Raw genomic sequence first — 24,752 nt, forward strand, 5'->3', positions numbered from 1 at the left:
GGACTGACGCCTTGAGAATTCTCGTCACCGGCGGAGCCGGCTTCATCGGCTCCCACTTCGTCCGCACCCTGCTCGGCCCCGACGCCTGCGAAGGCCCTGGCGGCGGGCCGTACGTCACCGTCCTGGACGCGCTGACCTACGCGGGCAACCGCGCGAGCCTCGCCCCCGTGGAAGGCGACCCGCGGTTCTCCTTCGTCCACGGCGACATCCGCGACCGGCCGCTGGTGGACTCCCTGCTGGCCGGGCACGACGCGGTGGTTCACTTCGCCGCCGAGTCGCATGTGGACCGGTCCATCGCGGGCGGCACCGAGTTCGCCGCCACCAACGTCCTGGGCACGCAGGTCCTGCTGGAGTCCGCCGTACAGCACCGCATCGCCCGCTTCGTGCACGTCTCCACCGACGAGGTGTACGGCTCGATCGCGGAAGGCTCCTGGACCGAGGACGAGTCGCTGGCCCCCAACTCGCCGTACGCCGCCTCCAAGGCCGGATCCGACCTCCTCGCGCTGGCCCATCACCGTACGCACGGCCTGGACCTGTCGGTGACCCGCTGCTCCAACAACTACGGCCCCTACCAGCACCCCGAGAAGGTCATCCCACTGTTCACCACCCGGCTGCTGACGGGCGGGCGCGTCCCGCTGTACGGCGACGGGCTGCACGTCCGCGACTGGCTGCACGTCGACGACCACTGCCGGGCGCTGCGCCTGGTCCTGGAAGGCGGCCGGCCGGGCGAGGTCTACAACATCGGCGGTGGCACCGAACTGAGCAACAGGGAACTCACCGAACGGCTGCTGGCCGCCTGCGGCGCCGGCTGGGACCGGGTCGAGCACGTCACCGACCGCAAGGGCCACGACCGGCGCTACTCGGTGGACTGGACGAAGATCCGTACCGAGCTGGGCTATGAGCCGCGGCACTCCTTCGAGGACGGGCTCGCCGAAACCGTCGCCTGGTACCGCGACCACGCCGACTGGTGGGCCACCGCGGCTCCCGCCCTGGGAGGTGCCGCCCGGTGAACCGCTGGCTGATCACCGGCGCGAGCGGGATGCTCGGCCGCGAGGTGTGCCGTCTGCTGACCGCCGAGGGCGAGTGCGCGCTCCCGCTGGACCGCCGGTCCCTGGACCTGACCGACACCCGTGCCGTGGAGTTCACCCTGCGGCGGGCCCGGCCGACCGTCGTCGTCAACTGCGCCGCGTACACGGACGTGGACGCGGCCGAGACCCACGAGCAGCAGGCGTGGCGCGTCAACGCCGACGCGGTGCGCGGCCTGGCCCTGGCCTGCGCCCGCCGCGGCGTCCGGCTGCTGCACGTCTCCACCGACTACGTCTTCGCGGGCGACGCCACCACCCCGTACGCGGAGGACGCGCCGACCGGCCCGCGCACCGCGTACGGCCGCAGCAAGCTGGCCGGCGAGCGCGCCGTGCTGACCGCGCTGCCGCACACCGGGACCGTCGTGCGCACCGCCTGGCTGTACGGCGCGCACGGCCGCAACTTCGTACGGACCATGGCCGAGCGCGCGCTGCGGGACGCCACCGTGCAGGTCGTCAACGACCAGACGGGGCAGCCCACTCCGGCCCGTGACGTGGCCGAGCGGCTGCTCGCCCTGGGGCGCGGGCCCGCCCGCCCCGGCGTTTTCCACGCCACCGTCGGCGGGCTGACCACCTGGTACGACCTGGCGCGCGACGTGTACCGGCTGGCGGGCTCCGACCCGGACCGCGTCCACCCCACCGGCAGCGCCGCCCTGGACCGCCCCGCCCGCCGCCCCGCCTGGAGCGTGCTGGGCCACGACCGCTGGGCCGCCGCCGGGCTGCCCGCGCCCCGCCACTGGCGCGTCGCGCTCGCCGACGAGTTCGCCGCGGTGACCGCGACGCTGGAAGGAGCCATATCGTGCGCCCGCTGAGCATCGAGGGAGCCTGGGTCAGGGAAGCACTCGTCCACCGGGACGACCGGGGCTCCTTCCACGAGTGGTTCACGCGGCCGGAGTTCACCGGCGCGACCGGCCTCGCCCCGGTGCTGGCGCAGGCCAACTGTTCCGTGTCGCGCCGCGGTGTGCTGCGCGGCGTGCACTTCAGCGAGGTGCCGCCCGGTCAGGCCAAGTACGTCACCTGTGTACGCGGCGCCGTGCTGGACGTGGTGGTGGACCTGCGGACCGGCTCCCCCACCTACCGCGCGTGGGAGGCCGTACCGCTGGACGAGGACGGGTCGGGCGCTGTGTACCTCTCCGAAGGGCTCGGGCACGCCTTCATGGCCCTGACCGACGACGCCACCGTGGTCTACCTGTGCTCCACCGGCTACCAGCCGCACCGCGAGCACGGCATCCACCCGCTGGACCCGGACCTGGGCATCGACTGGCCGGCCGGTGCCGACCCGGTGCTGTCCGCGAAGGACGCCGCCGCGCCCACCCTGGCGGAGGCCGAGCGGCTGGGGCTGCTGCCCTCGTACGAGGAGTGCGTGCGCCACCGGGCCGTCCGGGAAGGCAGCGCCGCGTGACGACGACCGTGACCGCGCCGCGCGCCGCCCCGCCCGTCCCGGCCGCGCCGCCCGCCGGGCGCCGGGCGGTGCGGGCCGGCGGGCTGCTGCTGGGCCTGGCGCTGCTGGCCGCCGTGGTGCTGGCGAGCATCGCCGTGGGCGCCAGGGCCATCCCGCTCGACCAGGTGTGGCACGGCCTGTTCGGGTGGACCGGCACCGCCGACGACCGGATCGTGCGGGAGCTGCGGCTGCCGCGTACGGCGCTGGGCGTCGCGGCGGGCGCCGCGCTCGGGCTGGCCGGCGCCGTGATGCAGACCCTCACCCGCAACCCGCTGGCCGACCCCGGGCTCCTGGGCGTGAACGCGGGCGCCTCGGCCGCCGTGGTCACCGCGATCAGCGTGCTGGGCGTGACCTCGTTCACCGGCTATCTGTGGTTCGCGCTGGCGGGCGCCGGGGTGGCGGCCGTCCTGGTCAACGCGCTCGGCGGCAGCCGCGCTGCCACCCCCGTACGCCTGGCCCTGGCGGGCACCGCCGTCAACGCCGCCCTCTTCGGCTATGTCAACGGGCTGCAACTGACGGACCTGGGCGCGCTGGAGACCATGCGGCACTGGTCCGTCGGCACGCTCGCGGGCCGCCGCGGCGACCTGCTGCCGGCCGCGCTGCCGTTCCTGCTCGCGGGCGCCGTCCTGGCACTGGCGGTGGCCCGCCCGCTGAACGCCATGGCCCTGGGCGAGGACACCGCCCGCTCCCTCGGCGCGCGGCTGGGCCGGACCCGGGTGCTGTCCATCGTCGCCATCACCCTGCTGTCCGGTGCCGCCACCGCCGTCTGCGGACCGATCGGCTTCGTCGGCCTGATGATCCCGCACGCGGTCCGGGCCTTCTGCGGCCCGGACACCCGGTGGCTGTTCCCGTACTGCGCCGTCTTCGCCCCGGTCCTGCTGCTCGGGTCCGACATCGTGGGCCGGGTGCTGGCCCCGCCGACCGAGATCGAGGTCGGGGTGGTCACCGCGTTCTGCGGCGGCCTGGTGTTCATCCATCTCGTCCGGCGGCGCAAGGTGGCCCAGCTGTGAACGTCGTCCGTACCCCTGCCGTACGCCGTACCGCGCCACGCCCGACGGTGCTGCGCACCCACGGCGGGCTGTCCCTGCGACTGGGCCGCCGCGCCCTGCTGGTCTGCGGGCTGCTGGCGCTGACCGGCGCCGTCGTGGCCGTCCTGTCCCTCGGCACGGGCAGCTACCACCTCGCCCCCGCCGAAGTCCTCGCCACCCTCTTCGGGGACGGCCCGCCCGGCGCCGACTTCGTCGTCACGGACCTGCGGCTGCCCCGGGTGCTGGACGGCCTGCTGGCCGGTTTCGCCATGGGCATGAGCGGCGCGGTCTTCCAGTCACTCGCCCGCAATCCGCTCGGCAGCCCCGACGTCATCGGCTTCGGCAGCGGCGCCTCGGCCGGTGCCCTGGTTTCCGTCATCCTCCTGGAGGCCGGCACCGCGCAGATCGCCCTCGGCGCGGTGCTCGGCGGCCTGGCCACCGCCGCCACGGTCTACCTGTTGGCCTGGCGGCGCGGGGTGCACGGCTACCGGCTGGTGCTCGTCGGCATCGGCGGCTCGGCGGTCCTCGGCTCGCTGACCAGCTATCTGTACGTACGGGCCGACCTCGGCAAGGCCGCCGAGGCCGCCACCTGGATGATCGGCAGCCTCAACGGACGCGGCTGGTCCGACGTGAGCGTGGCCGCGCTCGGCGTCGCCGCCCTGGCACCCGCCGTACTGGCCCTGGCCCGCCGTCTCACCCTGCTGGAGATGGGCGACGACACGGCGGCGGCACTCGGCGTGGCCCCCGAACGCAGCCGCTTGGCCCTCCTCGCCACCGGCACCGGCCTGACGGCCCTGGCCGTCGCCGCCGCCGGCCCCATCCCCTTCGTGGCCCTCGCCGCCCCCCAACTGGCCCGCCGCCTCACCCGTTCCCCCGGCCCCAACGTCCTGCCCGCGGCGTGGATGGGCGCCGTCCTGGTCACCCTCGCCGACTGGACGGCCCAGCGCGTCTCCGGCACCGGCATCCTGCCGGTGGGCGTGATCACCGGGGTGGGCGGAGGGGCGTATCTGGCCTGGCTGCTGTTCCTGGAGCGAAGGTCGGGGAAGGTGTAGGGCGCGGGATGGCCGGAAAGGAGTGCGGTGCCGCAGCGACTGCGGTGCGAGGGTGTTCCGGGGTACTCCGGTGCGGGGCCGGAGACCGGTCGCTCTGGGGGGATCATGAGGGGCAGAGCCGCGCTGATTTCGGGACTGGCGGCGGTCGTGGTGGCGGTCGGCGGTGTGGCGGCTCCGGCAGCGGCGGCAGGCCCGCCCCGTACCGAGCGGATCAGCGTCACCGCGAACGGCACCCAGGGCGACGGCCGTTCGTATGCCCCCTCCCTCAGCGCCGACGGCCGTGTCGTCGCCTTCGCCTCCCAGGCCACCACCTTCGCGCCGGACAGCGTGAAGTACCGGCCGCAGGTCTTCTGGAAGGATCTGCGCACCGGTGCCCTGGCCCGGGTCACCGCCCGGGACGTGGGCGCGCCCGCGGACGCGTGGACGGACGAGGCCGCACTGAGCGCCGACGGCCGTCACCTGGCGTTCGCGTCCGTCTCGCACACCGACGACGGGCGGCCCGGCCCGCCGGGCGAGATCGCGGACGTGTACGTACGGGATTTGCGTACCGGCCGTACCGTCAAGGCGAACGTCGGCCTGGACGACGGCTACGGCATCGTCTCCCGGAGCCCGTCCCTCAGCGCGGACGGCCGCTATGTCGCCTTCGTGGCGGACGACACGCCGTGGTACCCGCTCGGCGTGCGGGGCGAAGTGCGCATCTACGTAAGGGACTTGACCGAGGGAGTCACTCAGCGGGTGAGCGCGCCGCCGGCCGACTGGGCCCGGGGCGCCGCCGACCCGAAGATCAGCGCGGACGGCCGCTTCGTCGCGTACGGGCTGTACGTGTCGAAGGTGTCCGGGCCGCCGGTGCAGGACGTGTACGTCACCGACCGGAAGACCGGGCGCACGCAGCAGGTCGATGTGCCGTACGACGGAGCCGGACCCTCGGACCGGATGTCCACCCTGACCGGTATCGGCCCCGACGGCCGCCATGTCCTCTTCCGGACCCGCTCCGACAAGATCACGCCCGGTGACACCAACCAGGGGGACAACGTCTTCGTCCGCGACCTGCGCCGCGCCACGACCTGGCGGCTGGACGCCACCGAGCCCGGCGCGAGCACTTCGGCGGGCGCTTTCAGCGCCGACGGCCGGCACCTCGTCTTCCAGGACGGTACGGGGATCAGCGTGCGCGACCTCGAAACGGGCCGGACGCGACGGGTGCAGGCCCCGGGCACCGGACGGCACGGCCCGCCCGCGCCCGACGCGCAGGCCCGGCGCATCGCCTTCTCTTCCTGGGCGACGGACCTGGTGCCCGGTGACACCAACGACACCGAGGACGTGTTCCTGCTGTGCCGGTGACGCTCGCCTCCCCCGCGGGCGAGCGGTCCCGGGTCACCTGCCCCGTACGGCGCGGAAGCGGAACCTTCCCTTCGTGACGGTGATGTCGACCTGCCCGAACCCGGCGGCGCGCAGCCGCCGCGGCAGCGTGTCCGGCGGTACGGGCACGTAGGTGTCGCCCAGGTGCAGCAGACGGAACGTCACACTCGCGCAGCCGTCGCAGCCCGCGAAGACGCCGCCGGGGCGCAGTACCCGCCCGGCCTCCGCGAACAGGCGGTCCTGCTGTTCCGGGGACGGCACATGGTGCAGCATGGTGAAGCAGACGACGGTGTCGAAGCCGCCGTCGGGGAACGGCATCGACGTCCCGTCGCCGTGCACGACTTCGACCCGTTCCCCGTACGTCTCCTGAAGGTCCTTCGCGAAGTCCGCGTCGACTTCCAGGACGCTGAGGCGGCCGGGCACGCGCCGTTCCAGAACGCGGGTGGTGGCGCCGTAGCCGGGGCCGATCTCCAGGGTGGCGGCGCCGGGTTCCACTCCGTCCAGGGCCCACGGGAGCAGGCTCCGTTCGACCCCGCGGGCCCACTTGTCGGAGCTGCAGATCCACTGGTGTAACCGATTCATGGAGGTCATGCGGCGATGCTAGGAACCGCGGAGGATGTCCACCACGAGGTGGGGGGACACACCTTGTCGCGATACGGACAGCTGGCGCCGCGCGGCGGATATCCGCAGGCCGCCGTCGTCGTCGGCAGCTTCGCGGTGGGCGACGGCCAGTGGTACGGGCGGCACTGGCACACGACCCACCAACTGGCCTGGGCCGAGCGCGGGGTCATCGCCGTACGCGCCCTGGGCAACACCTGGGTGCTGCCGCCGACCATGGCGCTGTGGATACCGGCCGGCACCGAGCACGCGACCGGCGCGTCCGGCCCGGTCCTGGGCCGGAGCCTGTGGTGCCGGCCCGACCGCTGTCCGGTGGACTGGTCGGTGCCCACCGTCGTGGGCGTCCCGCCCCTGCTGCGCGAGCTGATCGTGTACCTGGCCGACGACGGTCTGAGCGCGGACGCCAGGCAGCGGGCCGAAGCGGTCGCACTCGACCAGCTGGTGCCGCTGTCGGTGGCGACCGTACTGGCGCCGCTGCCGCGGGACCCGCGGGCGCGCCACGTCGCCCGCGCCCTGCGCGCGCACCCGGCGGACGACCGGACGCTGGCGCAGTGGGGCGCCGAAGTGGGCGCGAGCGCCCGGACGCTGGCCCGCGCGTTCGCCGCGGAGACGGGCCTGCCGTTCGGTCAGTGGCGTACCCGGGTCCGCCTCCAGGCCGCGATGCCACTGCTGGCGGGCGGCGCGACGGTGGCGGCCACGGCCGCACGGGTCGGCTACGCGTCACCGAGCGCGTTCGTGGCGGCGTTCCGGCGGGTGGTGGGGGTGCCGCCCGGGGTCTACTTCTCGCCTTGACGGTCCTCTCATCGTGGCGGTCTTCTCGCCCTGACGACTCGACCGGTCAGGACATCAGGTGCTGGATCGCGTCGGCGGTGGCCCGCGGCGCCTCACGGGGCGGGAAGTGCCCGATGCCGGGCAGCAGGACGCGTTCGTAAGGGCCTGCGAACAGGCCCTCCTGCCCCTCGGTGGTGCCGGCGCGATTGTCCCCGTCCTGCTCGCCGTGGAGTACGAGCGTGGGGACGCGGACGGGCGGCGGGTCGGCGAGGCGGTCCTCGATGTCCTGGTAGGCCGGATCGCCGGGCGCCTCGCCCCAGCGGTGCAGGTAGGCGTGGACGGTGATGTCGGCCCAGTCGGGGTTGTCCCAGGCTTCGGCCGCCTGCTCGAAGTCGGCGTCGGCGAAGCTCCACCCGGGTGACCAGGTGCTCCACAGATAGCGGCAGAAGCCGCGGCGGTCCTCGGTCATCGCCCGGCGCCCCCGGGCGGTGGCCATGTACCACTCGTACCAGTAGGCGTGGGCCAGCGGATACGGCACCGCGCTGTCGGGCCGGTTGGTCGAGTAGCCCGCCGAGATCGCGACGAGCGCGCTGATCCGGTCGGGGAACAGCGCGCCGACGACGTATCCGGCGCGGGCTCCCCAGTCGTGCCCCGCCACCACCACGTCATGCAGGTCCAGCGCCTCGACGAAGTCGGCCAGGTCGCGGCCGAGCGCGCCGATCTGCCCGCTGCGCCGCCGGTCGGCGGAGCGGAAGCGGGTGGGCCCGAAGCCGCGCAGATACGGCCGGTGGACCCGGCAGCCGGCCCGGTGCAGGTACGGCAGCACCCCGTCCCAGCAGTGGATGTCGTCCGGCCAGCCGTGCACCGCCACCACCGGCCGCCCGTCCGGCGGGCCACTGACGTCGTAGGCGATCCGCAGGGCGGCGGTGTCCACGTAATCGTTCATCCCGGGTGGGTAGCCGGAGCGGTCGGCCCTGAACGGCGGGCGGTGGCGGTCCCGGCGCGCTCACCCGCCCGGGCGCAGGGCGCGGAGTTCCCAACTGGCGTCGCCCCGCCGCCGCGTGGGCTCCGGGAGGAACCCGACCCCGCCCGCCACCCAAGATCACCGGGGTGCAGAATGACCCGTATGTCGATACCGAACACGCCGACGACGGCGACGCTCGACGATGCCACGATGATCGGCCGCACCCTGGCCCGCGCCTTCGACGACGATCCGATGATGCACTGGTTCCTGCCCGGCGAGGACGCCCGCGAGGAGCGGCTGGGCCGCTACTTCACCACGATCTTCACCCGGCAGTACGCCCATCACGGTGTGTGCGAGCGCACCGGAGCGGCGGCCGCCTTCTGGGTGCCCCCGGAGGCGCGGGACAAGGCCGTTCCCGACGAGGAGACACTGCGGGAGCTCGATGGCCTCCTCGGCGGCCGCGGGCCCATGTTCCGGAAGACCGTCGGGGCGGCCGCCGAGCACGCGCCCCAGGAGCCGCACTGGTACCTGGCCGTGATCGGCGCCGACCCGGCCGGCCAGGGGCAGGGGCACGGGGCCGCCCTGCTGCGCTCGGGGCTGGCGAAGGCCGACGCGGCGGGCCTGCCGGTGTACCTGGAGTCCTCCAAGTCGGCCAACCTGCCCTTCTACGAGCACTTCGGCTTCACCGTGCTGCAGGAGGTGCAGCTGCCGGAGAACGGGCCGACGCTGTGGATGATGCGACGCCCGGAACGCTGACGATAAGGTAAGGCTCGCCTTACCTTATCGACCGCCCGGCCACCCGCGCCCCGGACACGGAGACCGTCCCGATGACCGCAGCCGCCCCGCCCGCCGACACGCCGCGCCATCCTCCCCGGGTACCGCGGCCCTCCCCCGTGCCGCGTGTCACGGACGAGCGGGTGGTCCGCCGGGCGGGCGGGGCGGACTTCTGGCGGGCGGTGGAGCAGGAGGGCACGCCGCTGGTCGGGCCGGATCCGTGGGGCGCGGCGGACCACGCGCTGGTCACGTTTCTGTGGCGTGGCTCCGGAACCACCCGCGCGGTCCTGGTGTCGCCGAACAAGCTCGCCGATCCGCGCGATCCGGCGGGCAATCTCATGGACCGCGTTCCCGGCACGGACGTGTGGCACTGGTCCGTACGGATGCGCCGGGACTGGCACGCCACATACACGCTGTGTGTGGACGAGGGCGACGGTCCCGGCGCCGACGACGAGGCGTACTGGCCGTGGCTGCGTGCGCAGCGGCGCCTGGACCCGCTCAATCCGCATACCCTCGCGAGCCGTTGGGGCGGACCCCCGGCCTCCTGCGTCGCGCTGTCCGACGCGCCGCGCGGCGAGGAGTGGCGCGAGCGGCCGGGCGTCCCCCGCGGCAGCATCTCCGTGCATACAGTGCACAGCGCCCGGCTGGGCAACGCGCGCCGGGTGTGGCGATACGCGCCGCCGCGCGGTGCCGAACCGGGCGCCGAACTGCCCGTCCTCGTCCTCCTGGACGGAGAGATGTGGCAGCCGGGGCTCGGGGTGGCCACCCTGCTGGACAACCTCATCGCGGACGGCAGGATTGCGCCGCTGGTCGCGCTGCTGCCGGAGTCCCTGGGCGCGGACGCCCGCTGGGCCGAGATGACCTGCGATCCGCGGTTCGCCGGGTTCCTCGCGGACGAGCTGCTGCCGTGGGCCGCCGCGGACCTTCCGCTGGCCGCCGACCCGGCCCGTACCGTCGTGGCGGGCCAGAGCCTGGGCGGTCTGACCGCCGCGTACACCGCGGTGACCGCGCCCGGCCGGTTCGGCTGTGTCCTGGCGCAGTCCGGCTCCTTCTGGTGGCCGAACGGGCCCGGCGCCCAGTGGCTGACCGAGCGGATCGCCGCGTCCCCGCGGCTGCCGGTACGGTTCCGGCTCTCGGCGGGTGAGCAGGAGTGGGTCGCCCTGCCCGCGAACCGCCGGCTGCGCGACACCCTGGCGGCCAAGGGCTACGAGGACGCGGTCTACCGCGAGTACAACGGCGGCCACGACTACCTGTGCTGGCGTACGGAACTGGCCGACGGGCTGTGCGCGCTGCTCGGCCCGGGGGCGGCGGCGGGATCCGCCGACGGCTGACGGCGGCAGGACGGGGCCGCGTACAGCGCCCGTAGGTGGCGGACCAGAGCGACCGCGGCGAGTCCCGCCGCAAGCGCGCATACGCCCCACCACCCGGCCCCGCTCCAGACGCGCGCCCCGAACCAGGAACCCGCACTGCCGCCCAGGTAAGCGCAGGTCATATAGGCGGTGTTGAGCCTGCTGCGGGCGTCGGGGCGCAGGGCGTAGACCCGGGCCTGGTTGGCGACCATGCCGGATTGCATCGCGACGTCGAGGAGCAGCGTGCCGAGGACCAGCGCGGCCAGGCCCGGCGCGCCGCCGCGAGCGCCCGCGGCGAGGATCGCGGCCGAGACGGGGACGGCGGCCAGGCACACGGTGTTCACCGGATCGGGCCCGAAGCGGTCCACCAGGCGGCCCACGAGCGGAGTGCAGAACATGGTCGCCGCACCGACCAGGGCGAGCATGCCGACGGCCGGAGCGCCCAGCCGGTAGGCCGGACCGTCGAGGAGGAGCGCCAGACAGGTCCAGACGGCGGAGAATCCGGCGAAGACGGTCGCCTGGTACAGGCAGGAGCGGCGCAGCTGCGGCTCGGTGCGCAGCAGGCGCAGCGGTTCGGCCAGGAGCGCGGGGTAGGACTGCCGGGAGCCGGGAGCCGTCGCGGGCACCGCGAACGCCAGCACGGTGGCGAGGAGCAGGGCCACGGCCGCGGCCACCAGGTACGGGGCCCGCCAGCCCAGCCATTCGCCGAGCGTGCCGCTGAACGTACGGGCCAGCAGCATGCCGCCGGTGGATCCGCTCAGCAGGGTGCCGATCACCGCGCCCCGGCGGTCGGGGGCCACGAGACCGGCCGCCAGTGGGCCGACGACCTGAGCGGCCACCGTGGTCAGGCCGACCACGGCGCTGAGCGCGACAAGGGGTTGCAGGGCGGACGCGCAGCCCGCGGCCAGCAGGGCCAGTCCGGTGAGGGCGAGCAGGACGACGAGGAACGAGCGGTGCGCGAACCGGTCACCGAGGGGGACCAGCAGGACGATGCCGGCCGTGTATCCGATCTGTGTGGCGGTCACGGCCAGCGCGGCCGTGTCGGACGGCACGTGCAGCCCGTCCGCGAGGAGCGGGGTGACGGCCTGCGGGAAGTAGATGTTGCCCACGGCCACGGCGCAGGTGACGGCCAGGAGCAGGACCAGCCGGCGGCTCATCGGCGGGCCGCGGGGGTGCGGGGCTGCGTCATGGTTGTAGTTCACGGCACCGGCGGACCGGAGCCCATCGATGTAGCGTAGGGCTTAATGATCAGCTTCGCGCTCGATGTCGAGGACCTCGCGGACACCCGGTTCGCCGTCTCGCCGTTGCAGGAAACCGTGTTCAGCCTGCGGGTCCTGCACAGTCCGGGGCTCTTCGCGCTGCATCTCCCGTGGCGCCGGTCCGTGCTCGGCAGGCTCGGCGCGCTGGACACCGGCCTGCTGATGTCCCTGGTGGCGCGCAGACTGACGCTGCCGGACTTCCTGACGCCCAGGCCGGCGGGCTTCGCCCCGGCCTTCGAAGAAGAGTTGGCCCAGGTCCGCGGCACTCCCCCGGACCTGGTACGCCGTGACCTGCTCGCCACCCATGCGCCGGACCCGCTCCCCGAAGCGCTGCGCGACGCGGCCGCGCAGGACGACGCGTCGGCCGTACGGCTCCGGGACACCGTCTGTGAGCTGCTGCGGGGCTACTGGGAGATCGCCGTGCGGCCGTGGTGGCCGCAGATACGGCTCGTGGTGGAAGCCGACATGACGTACCGCGCGCGGCAGCTGGCCATGGGCGGCACCCGGCTGCTCTTCGCCGACATGCATCCCAACCTGCGGTGGCACGACGGCGTGCTGTACATCGACAAGATGATCAGCAGGCACCACGCGGCGGCCTCGGGCCGGGGACTGCTCCTGCTGCCCTCGGTGTTCGCCCACAAGCCCGCGCCGCCGGTCAGCCCGCAGGCGCCCCCGTCCCTGGTCTATCCCAGCCGTGGGGTCGGGACGCTCTGGGCGTCGGCGCCGACCACCGGCACGCGTGACCTCGTGTCGCTGATCGGCGCCCCTCGCACGAAACTGCTCACCCTCCTCGAGGAGCCGCTGCCCACGGTCGAACTGGCCCGCCGCCTGCGGGTGACGCCCAGCGCCGTGTCCCAGCACCTGCGTGTCCTGCACGCCACCGGGCTGGTCACGCGCGCCCGCCACGGGCGGCAGGTCCTGTACCGGCGCAGCCCCCTCGGCGATCAGCTGACGGGGGACGCCCCGCAGCGGTGACCGCCGTACGTCCGTGCCCTCAGCGCGAGCGCGTGAGGCTGATGCGGTGCACCGAGTCGACGCGGTCCGCGCCCGCCGCGGACTTGTCCACGACGTAGGCCGTGCCGCGGCGGACCGTGACGTGGTTGGGGTTGGGGCCGGTGGCCAGGTCGGCCAGGACGGTGCCCTTCTCCGGGTCCACGACGGTCGTGGTGCCGCTGCCCCGGTTGGCGACGAAGACCCGGCCGGAGCGGTGGTCGGCGGCGACGGAGATGGCGCCGGCGCCGGTGGTGACGGTCCGGGTGACGGTGCCCTTGCGCAGGTCGACGACGGAGAGGGTGCCCGCGGCCTGGTTGGCCGTGTAGGCGGTGCGGCCGTCGGCGGACAGCTCGATGCCGATGGGGGCGTCACCGGTGGGGATGAAGCGCGGCTCGGACTTGTACGGGCTGACCGCGATGATCCGGTCGTTGGTCAGGTCGGTGGCGTAGGCGGTGCCGGTGTGGGTGTCGACGGCGAGCCCGGCGGCGCCCGCGCCCTCGACCTTGACCCGCTTCTTCTCCTTGAACGTACGGGTGTCGAAGGCGACCACGGAGCCGTCGCCGAAGCCGCTGGCCCAGGCGAGGTCGTGGCGCTTGTCGACAACGATCTCGCGGGCGTGGGCGACGCCCGGGAGGGTGGCGAGGTGCTTGCCGGTGCGCTGGCTGTAGACGGCCACCGAGTTGTTGCGGGTGTTGGTGGTCCACACGGTGTCGTGCTCGTCGTCCACGGCCACGCCGTAGACCGCCTCGACCGCGCCGGTCGCCTGGTCGGTGACCGGCGGCGTGTAGGCGGCCTTGGTCTTGAGCGTCTTCGGGTCGACCTTCAGCAGTCCGGACCGGGTGACCGGCGGGCGGCCGACGGCTGTCGTGGCCCACAGGACGTGGTGGCGCTCGGAGTAGGCCGACTGGTAGAGCCCGGTGGCCAGTTGGGCGGTGTCCACGCGGTACGACGGCTGGTGCGCGGGCCGGTCGTGCGCGACGGCGGTGCCGCTCACCGCGAGGACGCTGCCCGCGGCGACGGCGAGGGCGGTGGTGTGGCGGACGAGGCGGCGGGCGGCAGGGCGGGACTTCGGCGTCCTGGGGGCGCTCATGGTCTGGACTCCTCCTGAAGAGGCAGGCGGGAGAGGGAAGTCGGAGGAGGATCCCCCGACGCGATCACAGGTTAGCTTAGCCTTACCTAAGTTGCACTTCTTTCAGACGTCCAGCGCGGCCTTCAGGCGTCCAGCGCGGCCTTCAGACGTCCAGCGCGGCCAGACGCTCCGCGACCACCGCCGCGATCCCGTCCATCCAGCGCGGCTGCGTCATCTGCGGATGCAGGCACTCCACATCGTGGTTGGCCATCTCGCCCTGCACGTACGGCGTCCACGCCTCCCGGGTCAGCCAGGTCTCGGCGCGCGGGGCGGCTGCGGTGAAGAACAGCACGTCGCCGGTGAACACCCGGTGCCGGTGCTCCCGCATGAGGCGGGCGTTGTTGACGACGATGTCCACGACGGCCGAAAGCGTCCGGTCGGACAGCCCGGCCAGCGCGCTGCCCTCGCGGCGCAGCGTCTCCAGGACGTCCTCCCGCGTCAGCTCGTCCGTCCGCTCGAAGCCCGCCATCCGCAGCAGGGCGGTCAGCGCGTCGGTCTCCTTGGGTACGGCCTGGTCGCGCCACTGGTCGGACGGGTACGCGTCCAGCAGGGCCAGGAAGTCGACCTCCTCCCCCGCCTCCTGGAGCCGCACCGCCACGGTGTGGGCGAGGACGCCGCCCACGGACCAGCCGAGCAGCCGGTACGGGCCGTGCGGCCGGACGGCGCGCAACTGCCGTATGTAGTCGGCGGCCATCTCCTCCATCGTCGCCGGGAGGGGTTCGTCGCGGGCCAGGCCGCGGGCCTGGAGGCCGTACACCGGCTGCGCCGGGTCGAGCCGGGACAGCAGGCCCGAATAGCACCAGCTGATGCCGCCCGCCGGATGCAGCACGAACAGCGGTACGCGGTCGCCGGTCCGGCGCAGCGGCAGCAGCACGTCCAGCGCGTCGCCGCCGGACCCGTCGCCGTCCAGGCGGGCGGCGAGCGCGGCCGGTGTGCGGTCCTGGAAGAGCGCGCCGATGGCCAGTCGCGCGCCGAGCGTGTCGCGTACGCGCGCCATCAGGCGGGCGGCCAGCAGCGAGGTGCCGCCCAGGTCGAAGAACGCGTCGTCCACGCCGACCCGGGGCAGGCCCAGCACCTCGGCGAACAGCCGGGTGAGGGTCTCCTCCCGGTGGGTGCGCGGGGCGCGGCCGGGCCCCGAGGTGAAGGCGGGGGCGGGAAGCTGCTTGCGGTCCAGCTTGCCGTTGGGGCTGAGCGGGAACGCGTCCAGCACGAGCACGCTGTTGGGCACCATGTGCTCCGGCAGCGTGCGGGCGAGCGCGTCGCGTAGTTCCTCCGGATCGGGCGGGGCCGCGCCGTCGCCGCTCTCGGGCGTGACATAGCCGGTCAGCCGCTGGTCGCCGGGCCGGTCCTCGCGCACCACCGCGCAGGCCGCGCCGACGGCGGGCAGGGCGGCCAGCGCCTCCTCGATCTCGCCGAGCTCGACGCGCTGGCCGCGCAGTTTGACCTGGTGGTCGGTGCGGCCGAGGTAGAGCAGTTCGCCGCGGTCGGTCCAGCGGGCCAGGTCGCCGGTGCGGTACATACGGCTTCCCGCGGGTCCGTACGGGTCGGTGACGAAGCGGGTCGCGGTCAGCTCGGGCCGCCCCAGGTAGCCGTCGGCGAGCTGGGTTCCGGCGAGATACAGCTCGCCGGGGACGCCGGGCGGGCAGGGGCGCAGGGCCGCGTCCAGGACGTACAGCCGGGTGTTCCAGACGGGCGCCCCGATGGGCACCGGCCCCTCACCGTCGGGTGCGCAGGCGTGGTACGTGACGTCGACGGCCGCCTCGGTGGGGCCGTACAGGTTGTGCAGTTCCACACCGGGCAGAGCCCGCGCGAATTCGCGGGCGGTCTCGCGCGGCAGCGCCTCGCCGCTGCAGAACACCCGGCGCAGCCCCGTACAAGCCGCCGCGTCCGGTTCAGCGAGGAACACCTGGAGCATGGAGGGGACGAAGTGACACGTGGTGACGGCCTGTTCGCGGATGACGCGGGCCAGGTAGGCGGGGTCGCGGTGACCGCCGGCGTCGGCCACCACCAGCGTGGCGCCCTGACGCAGCGGCCAGAAGAACTCCCATACGGACACGTCGAAGCCGGAGGGCGTCTTCTGGAGCACCCGGTCGCCCGGTTCCAGGCCGTACTGCCCCTGCATCCAGCGCAGCCGGTTGTCGATGGCCCGGTGGCCGACCAGGACGCCCTTGGGACGGCCGGTGGAGCCGGAGGTGTAGATGACGTACGCGGGGTGGTCCGGCGTGAGCGGGCGCGGCGGGACGGTGCCGGGGTACGCGGTCAGGTCGAGGCCGTCCAGGACGACCAGCGGCACCTGTCCGTCGCCGGGTACCCGGCCCTCCCGGTCGGTGATCACGCACACCGGCCGGGCGTCGTCGAGCATGTACGCGAGCCGGTCGGCGGGGTAGTCGGGGTCCAGCGGCAGGTAGGCGCCGCCCGCCTTGAGGACGGCGAGCAGGGCGAGGACGAGGTCGGCGGAGCGCGGTACGGCGACGGCGGCCAACGTACCGGGGCGCACGCCCAGGGATGCCAGGTGGCGGGCCAGCCGGTTGGCGCGGGCGTCGAGTTCGGCGTAGGTCCACGCGCTGTCCCCGTGGACCAGCGCGGTGGCGCCGGGGGTGCGGGCGGCCTGGGCCTCGATGGGGCCGATGAGGGTGGTGGGCGGCAGCGGCCGGGAGGTGGCGTTGAACGTCTCCAGTACGAGGGCCCGTTCGGCCGCCGTGGCGATGCCGTGCGTGCCCAGGGGCTCGTGCGGGTCGGCGTGCGCCAGCCGGGAGAGCAGGTCGAGGAACCGTTCCTGGTGGCGGCCGAGTTCCGCCTCCTCGTACAGCGCGGGGTTGGCGTCGTGGTCGAGGCGCAGGCCGCGGCCGTCGGCGCGGTCGTAGACGTTGACGGTCAGTTCGTCCACCGGGCCGGTGGACAGGTTGTGCGCGGTGGCCGGGGCGCCCGCGAAGTCCAGGCCGTAGTCGAACGGCATCACGTTGACCAGCGGCCCGACCAGCGCCCGGTCCGCGCCGAGCAGTCCGAGGTCGCGGCGGATGTCCTCGTACCGGTAGCGCTGGTGGCGACGGGCCGACCGGATGCCGAGGACGACCTGGCGGGTCAGTTCGGCGAAGGTGGCGGCCGGGCTCGCGGTCAGCCGCAGCGGCAGTACGTTCATGACCATGCCGGGGACGCGCAGCGCCACCGAGCCCATCCGGCCCATCATCGGCAGCCCGAGGACGACTTCCTCGGCGCCGGTGGCCCGGGACAGGTACAGCGCCTGGGCGGCGAGCAGCACGTCGGGCCAGGTGGCACGGACCGAGGAGGCCAGTTCCTTGAGCCGGTCGGTGGCCTCGGGGTCCAGGTGCACGGTGCGGCGCAGGTGGGTGCGGGAGGGCAGGGCGGTGCGCCCGGCCAGGCTGACGGCCTCGGGCCGGTCCGCGAACGCCTCGTTCCAGTGCCGCCGGTCGGCTTCGTACGTCTCCCCCGCCCGGTACGCGGCGTCCTCGGCGACCAGGTCGGTCAGCCGCCCGAAGGGGCTGGGGCCGACGGGTTCGCCGGCCGCGAGCGCCGTGTAGACCTCGGCGGTGCGGCGGGCCAGCAGCGAGTAGCCGAAGCCGTCCATGACGACGTGGTGGACGCGCTGGTACCACAGCCAGCGGCTCTCGCCGACGCGGAACAGCGCGTGCGCGAACAGCGGCCCTGCGGCCAGGTCGAACGGCTCGGACAGGTCGGCCCGCATCCAGGCGCGCGCCGCGCCGTCGGGGTCGTCCTCCGCGCGCAGGTCCGCCAGATGCAGCGGCAGCGGCGCAGGACAGGTGCTCAGCGGAAGCTGGCGCGGCCCGCCGTCGGTCTCGACGATGCGGACCCGCAGCGCGTCGGCCTCGGCGACGACCTGGTGCAGTGCGTCGGAGAACAGCGCCGGGTCCACCGGCCCGTGGATCTCCAGGTATTCGGCGGTGTTCTGCGCGGGGCTCGCCGGGTCCAGGGCCTGCGCGTACCACAGGCCGGTCTGCGCGGCCGTCAGCGGCAGGCCCTCGGCGGTGTCGCGGCCGTCCGTACCGGTGTCGCGGACGCGCGCTCCGGTGTCGACCGGCGCCGTCACGAGGCGACGCCCAGGATGCGGGCCCACGCCTCGATGGCGGGCTGCTCGGCGAGGTCCACGAAGCCGGCCCGGGTGCCGTGATCGCGCCGCCAGCGTTCCAGGAGCGCCATGATGCGGACCGAGTCCATGCCGTAGTCCACGAGGTTCTCGTCCACCGGGATGTCGGCCGGGTCCTCGCCGAGCACGTCGGCGACGTCCGCGCGCAGGTGATCGATGGTCAGTGCCATGGCGTGTCGTTCTCCTTGAGCGTGTGGCCGGCGGGGCCGGCCGGGAGGGGGCCGTACGTCGGCGGACGGCCGCGGGGCGGGCGCCCGGCCGGGGCGCTGCCCGGCCGGTGGCGGCGCGGTCCGTTACGTGGTCATGGCCTTGTCAATGTCCTCCAGGACGGACATGGCCGCCAGACCGCCACCGAGGCTGGTCCACTTGGAACCGTCGATCTCGGTGGCGTGGCCGTCGCGGACGGCGCCGAGCTGCCGGTAGGCGGGCTTGTTCTTCAGCTCGGCGAACAGGTCCGCGTCCTTGCCCTTGGCGGCGAGGGTGCCGATGAACAGCCAGTCGCCGTCGATCTGCTTGATGTCCTCGTCGCTGATCGGGGTGGAGTGGCCCTGGCCGCGCTCGTTCTGGATGCCGGGCCGCTTGAAGCCGAGGTCCTTCAGGACATCGCTGATGAAGACGCCCTGCTGCATCACGGCGGTGCCCTTGGCGGAGTAGCGGGCGACGGAGACGGTGGCGCCGGCGTGCGAGCCCAGCTTCTTCTTCAGCTCGGCGACCTTGGCGTCGTAGCCCGCGACGAAGGCCTTGGCCTCGTTCTGCTTGCCGAGGGCCCGGCCGGTGAGGTCGAGAGCCTTCTTCCAGTCCTTGTCCTGGCCGATGGTGACGACGGTCGGCGCGATGGCCTTCAGCTGCTGGAGCACCTTCTGGTCGGCGAGCTGCCCGGCCAGGATGACGTCGGGCTTGGCGCGCAGCACCTTTTCGATGTCGGGGCCGGTGACGGCGCCGACGACCGGTATGCCGCCCGCGCGCCCGGCGAGGTATTCGGGGGCGCCCTTCTGGCCGCGGCCCGCGGTCAGCCCGATCGGCTTGACGCCGAGTGCCAGCGCGGAGTCGAGGTCCATCTCGCTGAGCGCGACCACCTTGGCAGGTCTGGCGGGCACCTCGACCTCGGTACCGGTGGCGTCGGTGACGGTGACCTTGCCGGCGCCGCCGCTCTTCGCCTTCTCCGAGCCGCCGGCCCCGTCCCCTCCGCAGGCGGTGAGGGCCAGCGCCAGGGCGGTGGTGACGGCGGCCGCCGCGGTCGGGCGGACGCGCGGCGAGGGGTGCGTGGACATGTCTGTAGTCTCCGAGTGGTGAAGTCCGGCGCCGGAGCGGCGTTTGACGGAACGGTTGTTACGGGGCATGCCGGAAATACCAAGGTGTTCGGTCCTGTCGGACGACAGAAGCCCCGATCGAGCCTTAGGTTAGGCTAACCTTATGTTGGTTGCGCAAGAGACCGGGGCCCCCGTCGGCGGCACCGAGCCCCCTCCGCCCCGGCCGCCCGGACCCCGCCGGCGCATCCTGTCCGCCGCCGTCGCCCTGACCGCGCTGCTGGCCACCCTGACGGTGCTGTCCCTGCTCGTCGGCACCGGCTCCAGCCCCGTCGCGCGCGCCTGGGACTTCCTCATGGGCGATCCGTCCGCCCGCGCCGACGCCCAACTCCGGCTCGCCGTCCTCGATGTACGGCTGCCGCGTACTCTCGCGGCCGTCCTCGTCGGCGTCTCCCTCGGCGCCGCCGGCTGCCTCCTCCAGGCCGTCACCCGCAACCCTTTGGCCGAAACCGGGCTGCTCGGCGTGAACTCGGGCGCCGCGCTCGGCGTCGTCATCGGCCTCACGTACTTCGGGGTGCGGTCGTCGTACGCCCTGCTGGGCTGGGCGCTCGCCGGAGGGATGGCCGCCAGCGCCGTGGTCCTGCTCCTCGCCGCCTCGGGCCGGGGCGCGGCGTCACCACTGCGACTGGTGCTGGCCGGCTCCGCGCTCGGCGCCACCTTCCACGGCATGACCTCCTACGTCCTGCTCAGCACCCAGTCGACCTTCGACACCTTCCGCTACTGGACCATCGGCTCCCTGGCCGGCCTCAAGACCTCCGACACCTACCCGCTGATCCCGCTCATCGTCATCGGCCTGCTGGTCGCCTTCGGCTCTGCCCGTCCGCTGGCCGCCCTGGCGCTCGGCGACGACGGCGCGCGGGCGCTGGGGCACCGCCCCGGCCTGATCCGGGTGGTCGTCGCCGGGGCGGTGACGCTGCTGGCCGGGTCGGCGGTGGCGATCGCCGGGCCGATCGCCTTCCTCGGCCTGCTGGCCCCGCACGCCGCCCGCGCCGTCACCGGCCCGCGCATGGCGGCGCAGCTGGCCCTGTCGGCCTTGATCGCCGCCGATGTGATGATCGCGGCCGATATCTTCGCCCGGGTCGCCATCCGCCCCTGGGAGACCCCCGTGAGCGTCCTTCTCGCCTTCGTCGGCGGACCGTTGCTGATCTGGATCGCCCGCTCCCGGCGGCTGTCCACGGCGGGAGGCACAGCATGACGGACCCGACGGCGAAGGACCGGGCGGCCCGTATCCCCTCCCCCAGGCCGCCCGCCGATGCCGGGCCCTGTACGGACCCGGCCCCCACCACGGCTTCCGCACCTCCCCCGGACGTCACCCCGCCCGACAGCCTCGTCCTGCGGACCGGCGCCCTCTCCTGGCTGTTCCCCCGCCGCGGCGCGCTGGTCGCCGTGGCGCTGGGGCTGCTGATCCTGGTACTGGTCGCGCTGGGCACCTTCGCCAGCTCCACCGGCATGGGCTTCGCCGAAACGCTCTCCGGCCTGTTCGGTACGGGTGATCCGGCCACCGTGATGCTGGTCCAGGACTTCCGGCTGCCGCGGATCGCCGTCGGCGTCATGGTCGGCGCGGCGCTGGGCATCGCCGGCTGCCTCACCCAGACGCTGGCCGGCAACCGGCTCGCCACCCCCGACATCATCGGCGTGAACGAGGGCGCCACCGCGGCCGTCGTCGCCTCCGTCGTCGGATCGTCCACCGGCATGATCGGCGAATGGTGGCTCGGGCCGGTCGGCGCGGTGCTGGCCGCCGCGCTGGTCGTGCTGTGCGCGGGCGGCGCCGGACACCGGGGCCACCGCGTCCTCGTCGTCGGCATCGGCGTCTCGACCGTCGTCGGGGCCGTCACCGACCTCGTGATGTCCCGCCAGAACGACAACACCGCGGGCGGCGTCTTCCTGTGGACGGTCGGCAGCCTCAGCGGCCGCGACTGGTCGGTCGGCACGCCGCTGCTGCTGGTCCTGCTCTTCCTGCTCCCGTTCGCCCTCGCCGCCGGAAACCGGCTGCAACTGCTGCGCTTCGACGACGACACGGCCGCCGGACTCGGCGTGCCCGTCCGCCGGATCCGCGCCCTGGCGCTGGCCCTCGCGGTGCTGCTCTCCGGCGCGGCAGCGGGCGTCGGCGGCCCCATCGCCTTCGTCGCACTGGCCGCACCCGTCCTCGCGGACCGCCTGGGCGGCCGGTCGCGGGTACCCGTACTGGCCTCCGGGCTGGTGGGCGGCGCCCTGATCGCCGGGGCCGACGCGCTGGGCCGGGTGATCGCCCCCGTCGAGATCCCCGTCGGCGTGGTCACCAGCGTGCTCGGCGGACCCTTCCTGCTGTGGGTGCTCTTCCGCCCGGAGCGGGGGACGGGGCGGCGGTGACCCGGCGGGTGGCGGGCACTGCCGTACGGGCAGGCCGGCTCAGAACCCGCGATCGTCCCCCAACCAAGCAACCCCGGCAGGCCGCCACTCCGGCCCCCCGGCCTCGGCACCAATGACCTCCACATCATCGAAACCGTACGCGGCAAGCCGGTCCAAAGCCTCGGCAACCAGAATCTCCGGCACCGAAGCGCCGCTGGTCAGGCCCACGGTGGACATGCCCCGCAGCCAGGCCGGGTCGATCTCCTCCGCGCAGTCGACCAGGTGGGCCGCGGGCACTCCGGCCAGGACCGCCGTCTCGGCCAGCCGGGCCGCGGCGGCGGACTTCCGCGAGCCGATCACGAGTACCAGGTCGCAGATGCCGGCCAGCCGTCGCACCGTCGCCTGCCGGTTGCGTGTCGCGTAGCAGATGTCGTCGCCGGGCGGGCCGAGCACCGCGGGGAACCGCGCCTTGAGCGCGTGGACGGTCACCGCCGTCTCGTCCACCGACAGCGTCGTCTGCGACAGCCAGACCACCCGCCCCTCGTCCGCGACCCGGAGGTACGGGACATCGTCGGGACCGCCCACCAGGTGGACGCGGTCCGGCGCCTCGCCCAACGCGCCGACCACCTCCTCGTGCCCCTCACGGCCGATCAGGAGGATGTCGTAGCCCTCGCGGGCGAACCGCCGGGCCTCCAGGTGGACCTTGGTGACCCGCGGGCAGCTCGCGTCTACGGTGGTGAGCCCGCGCCGCGCCGCCTCGGCGTGGACCTCGAAGGCGGTCCCGTGCTCCGGGCAGACCACCACCGCGCCCTCGGGCACTTCGTCGGTCGCCCCGACGAAGACCGCGCCCCTGCGCTCCAGGGCGCGGACCACATGCGCGTTGCGGACGGTCTGCTGACGGACGTACACCGGCGGCCCGTACCGGTCCAGGGCCTTCTCCACGGTGACGACGGCACGGTCCGCCCCCGCGCAGTAGCCGCGGGGCGAGGCGAGCAGGACCCGCCCCGGGCCCGCGGTCGCGGCGGCGGAACGGGCAGCGGACGATACGAAGTACGGCATGGGGTCCTCACGGTGGCGATGGTGGCGAGCTGGTACGGCGCGGCCCGTACGGCCGACGGGAACGGAGCCTTCGAGGGAGCCGCACGTTCCGGGCGCGCCGTATTCCGGCCTCCGGCCGCGTCCCGTGGGGCGGATGACGCGGCCGGAGAGTTTGTGCGCGTGGGGTGCCCGGCACGGACGGCTCCGGCCGCTCCCCACTTTTCCCGCCTTTCCCTGTGCGGCGACTCCCTTTTCAGCGACGACCGGACGTCCGCATGGGCGAACCTCTCCGGCCCGTCGGCGGAAAATGCGGTGTCACTCCATGGGTTCACCCATCGAAAGGCCCTCATTCCGGTTCGGCGACCGCAGCGTGTTGAACGTGTTGTGCGGCAATGGCCCATCAACGCGCCTTCGCACGCGCGGCATTCACTCCGGATTACGTACGAACGCGTCCACCCGGCGCAACAGGGACCGGACCGGTTGGCGCGTGGCGTGCACCCGCAGTTCCCCGCGCAGACCGGCGAGAATGCGGTCGGCGCGGCCGGAGCGCAGATGCAGGTAGTCGTCGAGGAACCGGTGCCAGGTCGCACACGCCTCCTCCAGCCAGCCGTCGCCGAGGAGCAGCCGGGCGATCTCCGCGCGGGTGAGCGCGCAGGGGAGGTACGCGGTCGCCGAGCGTTGCTCCAGGGACGCGCGCAGGGCGGCGATCGCCGCCGTACGGTCCCCCAGGAGCGCCAGCGTCCGCCCCTTCCGGCAGGCGAGCGCGGCCCCGGAAGAACCGGGTACGCAGCGCCCTGACGTGGGCCGACCGGACATCTCGTACTGCAGCCGCGCCACTTCCGACAGCGATGCCAGCGCGCGGCGGCGGTCCCCGACGGCGGCCTGGGCGAGGGCGAGTTGGGCCAGCAGCGGCGCCCGCACGTCGGGGGGCGCGTCGGCCGTGGCGATGCCGAGGGCCGCCACGGCCAGGCGCAGGGCCGTACGGCGGTGGCCGAGGTCGAGGGCATGGCCGCTCATGCTCCGCAGCACGACGGCGTACGTCGTACGGTCACCGGCCTCGGCGGCCAGGAGGCGAGCGGCGCGGTGATAGTGCTGGGCCGCACCGTTGCGCACGTCGTCGACATACATGCCGGCGAGCACATGGACCAGCCGCGCCGCCTCGGCCAGCAGCGGGAGGTACGTGCTCTCGGGGCCTCCCGCGTGCAGCCGGGGCACGACATCGTCGTGGAGATAGGACACCAGGGCCGAACGGGCGTGGCGGCCGCCGAAGTCACCGGCCCGGCGGAAGAAATCCGTGGCGCTGCGCAGTCCCGCGGCGCCTCCCGGGCGGCCGATGTCTTTCCGCGGCAACGGCCGCTCCGGAACGGAGCTTTCGGCCCTCCTTCCCGGCCACACCGGCGCATCGATTTCCACGGCGTTGTAGACGGACTGCTGCACCAGACGCCGCCGCGCGGGGTCGGCGTCCATTCCGCACAGCATGGCCAGCAGCGGCACCGCGCGCCTTTCCCCGTCGGCGCCCTTCCGCACGTACGCGTCGAGGCTGCCGAGGACATCAGGGGCGGCGGATTTCCCCATGCCCAATGCCCCGAGGGGAACGGGGCGGCGGAGTTTGCGGGTGAACGCCTCGGCGATCAATTCCCTGGTACGCGGGCGGGGAACCGAACCGGCCAGCCAGTGCGCCACCGAGGTGCGGTCGTAGCGCAGCCGTATACCGTTCTCGGCACCGAGCGCGTTGACGTTCCTTGCCAGGGCTTCATAGGTCCAGCCGGCTGCCGAGAGCAGTGCCCGCAGGGCATCGTTGGCTGCGCGACGGTCGGCGGCCATCCCCCTCCTCCAACGCGTGGAACACACCAGGATTTCGCCGCGACCCGGGCAGCGTCACACCGCTGAACGCCCGTCGTCTTGGCAGGTGTCCCGCACCTCCGTGTCCGGCCGGGAGGGCTTCGAAAGCCGTCCCGCCGGTGCGTATGCACCGGTCAGCGGGGACTCGGCGGCGGCACGCGTGGCATTCGTGCGACGCCTTCTGACCAGGCGGATGCAGGGAGCACTCTTCGTCTGGCGCGATGCCCACGCACGGTGAGCGATATCCCTACATTCGCTCTATCGGGCAATTACTAATATGAGATGAGACCACTGGGTT

The 24,752-nt window shown here is 73.8% G+C and carries 21 protein-coding genes; 12 read left to right on the plus strand and 9 right to left on the minus strand.

Annotated features, from left to right (window positions below; translation table 11 throughout):
• The first annotated feature begins 11 nt into the window (after window positions 1-11).
• The 6 genes from rfbB to CP984_RS01900 all read left to right on the plus strand — a co-directional run bounded on the left by rfbB (window position 12) and on the right by CP984_RS01900 (window position 5,941).
• Window positions 12-1,010, plus strand: coding sequence for a dTDP-glucose 4,6-dehydratase (gene rfbB / locus CP984_RS01875; RefSeq protein ID WP_003982092.1), 999 nt, complete (start codon window positions 12-14; stop codon window positions 1,008-1,010).
• On the plus strand, window positions 1,007-1,894 hold the full coding sequence (gene rfbD, locus CP984_RS01880; RefSeq protein WP_003982091.1) for a dTDP-4-dehydrorhamnose reductase: 888 nt from the start codon (window positions 1,007-1,009) through the stop codon (window positions 1,892-1,894). Before rfbB ends, rfbD begins: the two co-directional genes overlap by 4 nt.
• Window positions 1,882-2,484 carry a dTDP-4-dehydrorhamnose 3,5-epimerase family protein gene (locus CP984_RS01885; RefSeq protein WP_003982090.1) on the plus strand — a complete coding sequence of 201 codons (603 nt, stop codon included), beginning with the start codon at window positions 1,882-1,884 and terminating at the stop codon, window positions 2,482-2,484. The genes rfbD and CP984_RS01885 overlap by 13 nt, the downstream gene beginning before the upstream one ends.
• Window positions 2,481-3,533 (plus strand): FecCD family ABC transporter permease, encoded by a 1,053-nt coding sequence (locus CP984_RS01890; protein WP_391870097.1) that lies wholly within the window; start codon window positions 2,481-2,483, stop codon window positions 3,531-3,533. The genes CP984_RS01885 and CP984_RS01890 overlap by 4 nt, the downstream gene beginning before the upstream one ends.
• A complete protein-coding gene (locus CP984_RS01895; protein WP_003981765.1) occupies window positions 3,530-4,603 on the plus strand; it encodes a FecCD family ABC transporter permease in 1,074 nt (357 codons plus the stop codon). Before CP984_RS01890 ends, CP984_RS01895 begins: the two co-directional genes overlap by 4 nt.
• 105 nt (window positions 4,604-4,708) lie before the next feature.
• Window positions 4,709-5,941 (plus strand): TolB family protein, encoded by a 1,233-nt coding sequence (locus tag CP984_RS01900; RefSeq protein WP_003981764.1) that lies wholly within the window; start codon window positions 4,709-4,711, stop codon window positions 5,939-5,941.
• A gap of 33 nt (window positions 5,942-5,974) precedes the next feature.
• Here the strand turns inward: CP984_RS01900 and CP984_RS01905 are convergent, their stop codons facing one another.
• Window positions 5,975-6,550, minus strand: a complete 576-nt coding sequence (locus CP984_RS01905; RefSeq protein ID WP_003981763.1) for a class I SAM-dependent methyltransferase — start codon at window positions 6,548-6,550, stop codon at window positions 5,975-5,977.
• A gap of 6 nt (window positions 6,551-6,556) precedes the next feature.
• On the opposite strand from CP984_RS01905, the gene CP984_RS01910 reads away from it, so the two are divergent.
• Complete coding sequence (locus tag CP984_RS01910; protein WP_078575823.1) at window positions 6,557-7,369, plus strand: AraC family transcriptional regulator; 813 nt, start codon at window positions 6,557-6,559, stop codon at window positions 7,367-7,369.
• Between the two features lie 46 nt (window positions 7,370-7,415).
• Here CP984_RS01910 and CP984_RS01915 read toward each other — a convergent pair whose 3' ends face one another.
• Window positions 7,416-8,294 carry an alpha/beta fold hydrolase gene (locus CP984_RS01915; RefSeq protein ID WP_003981761.1) on the minus strand — a complete coding sequence of 293 codons (879 nt, stop codon included), beginning with the start codon at window positions 8,292-8,294 and terminating at the stop codon, window positions 7,416-7,418.
• A gap of 171 nt (window positions 8,295-8,465) precedes the next feature.
• Here CP984_RS01915 and CP984_RS01920 point away from each other — a divergent pair, with 171 nt between their 5' ends.
• On the plus strand, window positions 8,466-9,068 hold the full coding sequence (locus CP984_RS01920; protein ID WP_030180260.1) for a GNAT family N-acetyltransferase: 603 nt from the start codon (window positions 8,466-8,468) through the stop codon (window positions 9,066-9,068).
• 71 nt (window positions 9,069-9,139) lie between these two features.
• On the plus strand, window positions 9,140-10,417 hold the full coding sequence (fes, locus tag CP984_RS01925; protein ID WP_003981759.1) for an enterochelin esterase: 1,278 nt from the start codon (window positions 9,140-9,142) through the stop codon (window positions 10,415-10,417).
• On the opposite strand, the gene CP984_RS01930 is transcribed toward fes, so the two are convergent.
• Window positions 10,333-11,592 carry an MFS transporter gene (locus CP984_RS01930; RefSeq protein ID WP_050498852.1) on the minus strand — a complete coding sequence of 420 codons (1,260 nt, stop codon included), beginning with the start codon at window positions 11,590-11,592 and terminating at the stop codon, window positions 10,333-10,335. The genes fes and CP984_RS01930 overlap by 85 nt on opposite strands.
• An 87-nt stretch (window positions 11,593-11,679) precedes the next feature.
• Here CP984_RS01930 and CP984_RS01935 point away from each other — a divergent pair, with 87 nt between their 5' ends.
• Window positions 11,680-12,669 carry an ArsR/SmtB family transcription factor gene (locus tag CP984_RS01935; protein ID WP_003981757.1) on the plus strand — a complete coding sequence of 330 codons (990 nt, stop codon included), beginning with the start codon at window positions 11,680-11,682 and terminating at the stop codon, window positions 12,667-12,669.
• Between the two features lie 19 nt (window positions 12,670-12,688).
• Here the strand turns inward: CP984_RS01935 and CP984_RS01940 are convergent, their stop codons facing one another.
• From CP984_RS01940 to CP984_RS01955, 4 genes are all read right to left on the minus strand, one after another.
• Window positions 12,689-13,777: a YncE family protein gene (locus tag CP984_RS01940; protein ID WP_003981756.1), complete on the minus strand. Its 1,089-nt coding sequence runs from the start codon at window positions 13,775-13,777 to the stop codon at window positions 12,689-12,691.
• Window positions 13,778-13,919: 142 nt separating this feature from the next.
• Complete coding sequence (locus CP984_RS01945; RefSeq protein WP_003981755.1) at window positions 13,920-17,882, minus strand: non-ribosomal peptide synthetase; 3,963 nt, start codon at window positions 17,880-17,882, stop codon at window positions 13,920-13,922.
• A complete protein-coding gene (locus CP984_RS01950; RefSeq protein WP_003981754.1) occupies window positions 17,879-18,109 on the minus strand; it encodes a phosphopantetheine-binding protein in 231 nt (76 codons plus the stop codon). The genes CP984_RS01945 and CP984_RS01950 overlap by 4 nt, the downstream gene beginning before the upstream one ends.
• A gap of 123 nt (window positions 18,110-18,232) precedes the next feature.
• Complete coding sequence (locus tag CP984_RS01955) at window positions 18,233-19,210, minus strand: ABC transporter substrate-binding protein (protein WP_030180268.1); 978 nt, start codon at window positions 19,208-19,210, stop codon at window positions 18,233-18,235.
• A gap of 142 nt (window positions 19,211-19,352) precedes the next feature.
• Between CP984_RS01955 and CP984_RS01960 the strand changes: the two genes are divergently transcribed.
• Together CP984_RS01960 and CP984_RS01965 are read left to right on the plus strand one after the other, a co-directional pair.
• On the plus strand, window positions 19,353-20,441 hold the full coding sequence (locus CP984_RS01960; RefSeq protein ID WP_003981752.1) for a FecCD family ABC transporter permease: 1,089 nt from the start codon (window positions 19,353-19,355) through the stop codon (window positions 20,439-20,441).
• Window positions 20,438-21,595: a FecCD family ABC transporter permease gene (locus CP984_RS01965; protein ID WP_003981751.1), complete on the plus strand. Its 1,158-nt coding sequence runs from the start codon at window positions 20,438-20,440 to the stop codon at window positions 21,593-21,595. The genes CP984_RS01960 and CP984_RS01965 overlap by 4 nt, the downstream gene beginning before the upstream one ends.
• Window positions 21,596-21,634: 39 nt before the next feature.
• Here the strand turns inward: CP984_RS01965 and ispH are convergent, their stop codons facing one another.
• Window positions 21,635-22,633, minus strand: a complete 999-nt coding sequence (gene ispH, locus CP984_RS01970) for a 4-hydroxy-3-methylbut-2-enyl diphosphate reductase (RefSeq protein WP_003981750.1) — start codon at window positions 22,631-22,633, stop codon at window positions 21,635-21,637.
• Between the two features lie 405 nt (window positions 22,634-23,038).
• Window positions 23,039-24,436 (minus strand): hypothetical protein, encoded by a 1,398-nt coding sequence (locus CP984_RS01975; protein ID WP_003981749.1) that lies wholly within the window; start codon window positions 24,434-24,436, stop codon window positions 23,039-23,041.
• Between the last annotated feature and the right edge of the window lie 316 nt (window positions 24,437-24,752).

The organism is Streptomyces rimosus (genome assembly GCF_008704655.1).
Classification (GTDB): Bacteria; Actinomycetota; Actinomycetes; order Streptomycetales; family Streptomycetaceae; genus Streptomyces; species Streptomyces rimosus.

Excerpts from the sequence above, each read along its gene's own strand:
- CP984_RS01910 (WP_078575823.1), top strand. The coding sequence starts at position 6,557 with ATGCTAGGAACCGCGGAGGATGTCCACCACGAGGTGGGGGGACACACC.
- CP984_RS01905 (WP_003981763.1), bottom strand. The coding sequence starts at position 6,550 with ATGACCTCCATGAATCGGTTACACCAGTGGATCTGCAGCTCCGACAAG.
- CP984_RS01915 (WP_003981761.1), bottom strand. The coding sequence starts at position 8,294 with ATGAACGATTACGTGGACACCGCCGCCCTGCGGATCGCCTACGACGTC.
- CP984_RS01965 (WP_003981751.1), top strand. The coding sequence starts at position 20,438 with ATGACGGACCCGACGGCGAAGGACCGGGCGGCCCGTATCCCCTCCCCC.
- ispH (WP_003981750.1), bottom strand. The coding sequence starts at position 22,633 with ATGCCGTACTTCGTATCGTCCGCTGCCCGTTCCGCCGCCGCGACCGCG.
- CP984_RS01935 (WP_003981757.1), top strand. The coding sequence starts at position 11,680 with ATGATCAGCTTCGCGCTCGATGTCGAGGACCTCGCGGACACCCGGTTC.
- fes (WP_003981759.1), top strand. The coding sequence starts at position 9,140 with ATGACCGCAGCCGCCCCGCCCGCCGACACGCCGCGCCATCCTCCCCGG.
- CP984_RS01950 (WP_003981754.1), bottom strand. The coding sequence starts at position 18,109 with ATGGCACTGACCATCGATCACCTGCGCGCGGACGTCGCCGACGTGCTC.
- CP984_RS01930 (WP_050498852.1), bottom strand. The coding sequence starts at position 11,592 with ATGAGCCGCCGGCTGGTCCTGCTCCTGGCCGTCACCTGCGCCGTGGCC.
- CP984_RS01960 (WP_003981752.1), top strand. The coding sequence starts at position 19,353 with ATGTTGGTTGCGCAAGAGACCGGGGCCCCCGTCGGCGGCACCGAGCCC.
- CP984_RS01975 (WP_003981749.1), bottom strand. The coding sequence starts at position 24,436 with ATGGCCGCCGACCGTCGCGCAGCCAACGATGCCCTGCGGGCACTGCTC.
- CP984_RS01920 (WP_030180260.1), top strand. The coding sequence starts at position 8,466 with ATGACCCGTATGTCGATACCGAACACGCCGACGACGGCGACGCTCGAC.
- CP984_RS01900 (WP_003981764.1), top strand. The coding sequence starts at position 4,709 with ATGAGGGGCAGAGCCGCGCTGATTTCGGGACTGGCGGCGGTCGTGGTG.
- CP984_RS01955 (WP_030180268.1), bottom strand. The coding sequence starts at position 19,210 with ATGTCCACGCACCCCTCGCCGCGCGTCCGCCCGACCGCGGCGGCCGCC.
- CP984_RS01940 (WP_003981756.1), bottom strand. The coding sequence starts at position 13,777 with ATGAGCGCCCCCAGGACGCCGAAGTCCCGCCCTGCCGCCCGCCGCCTC.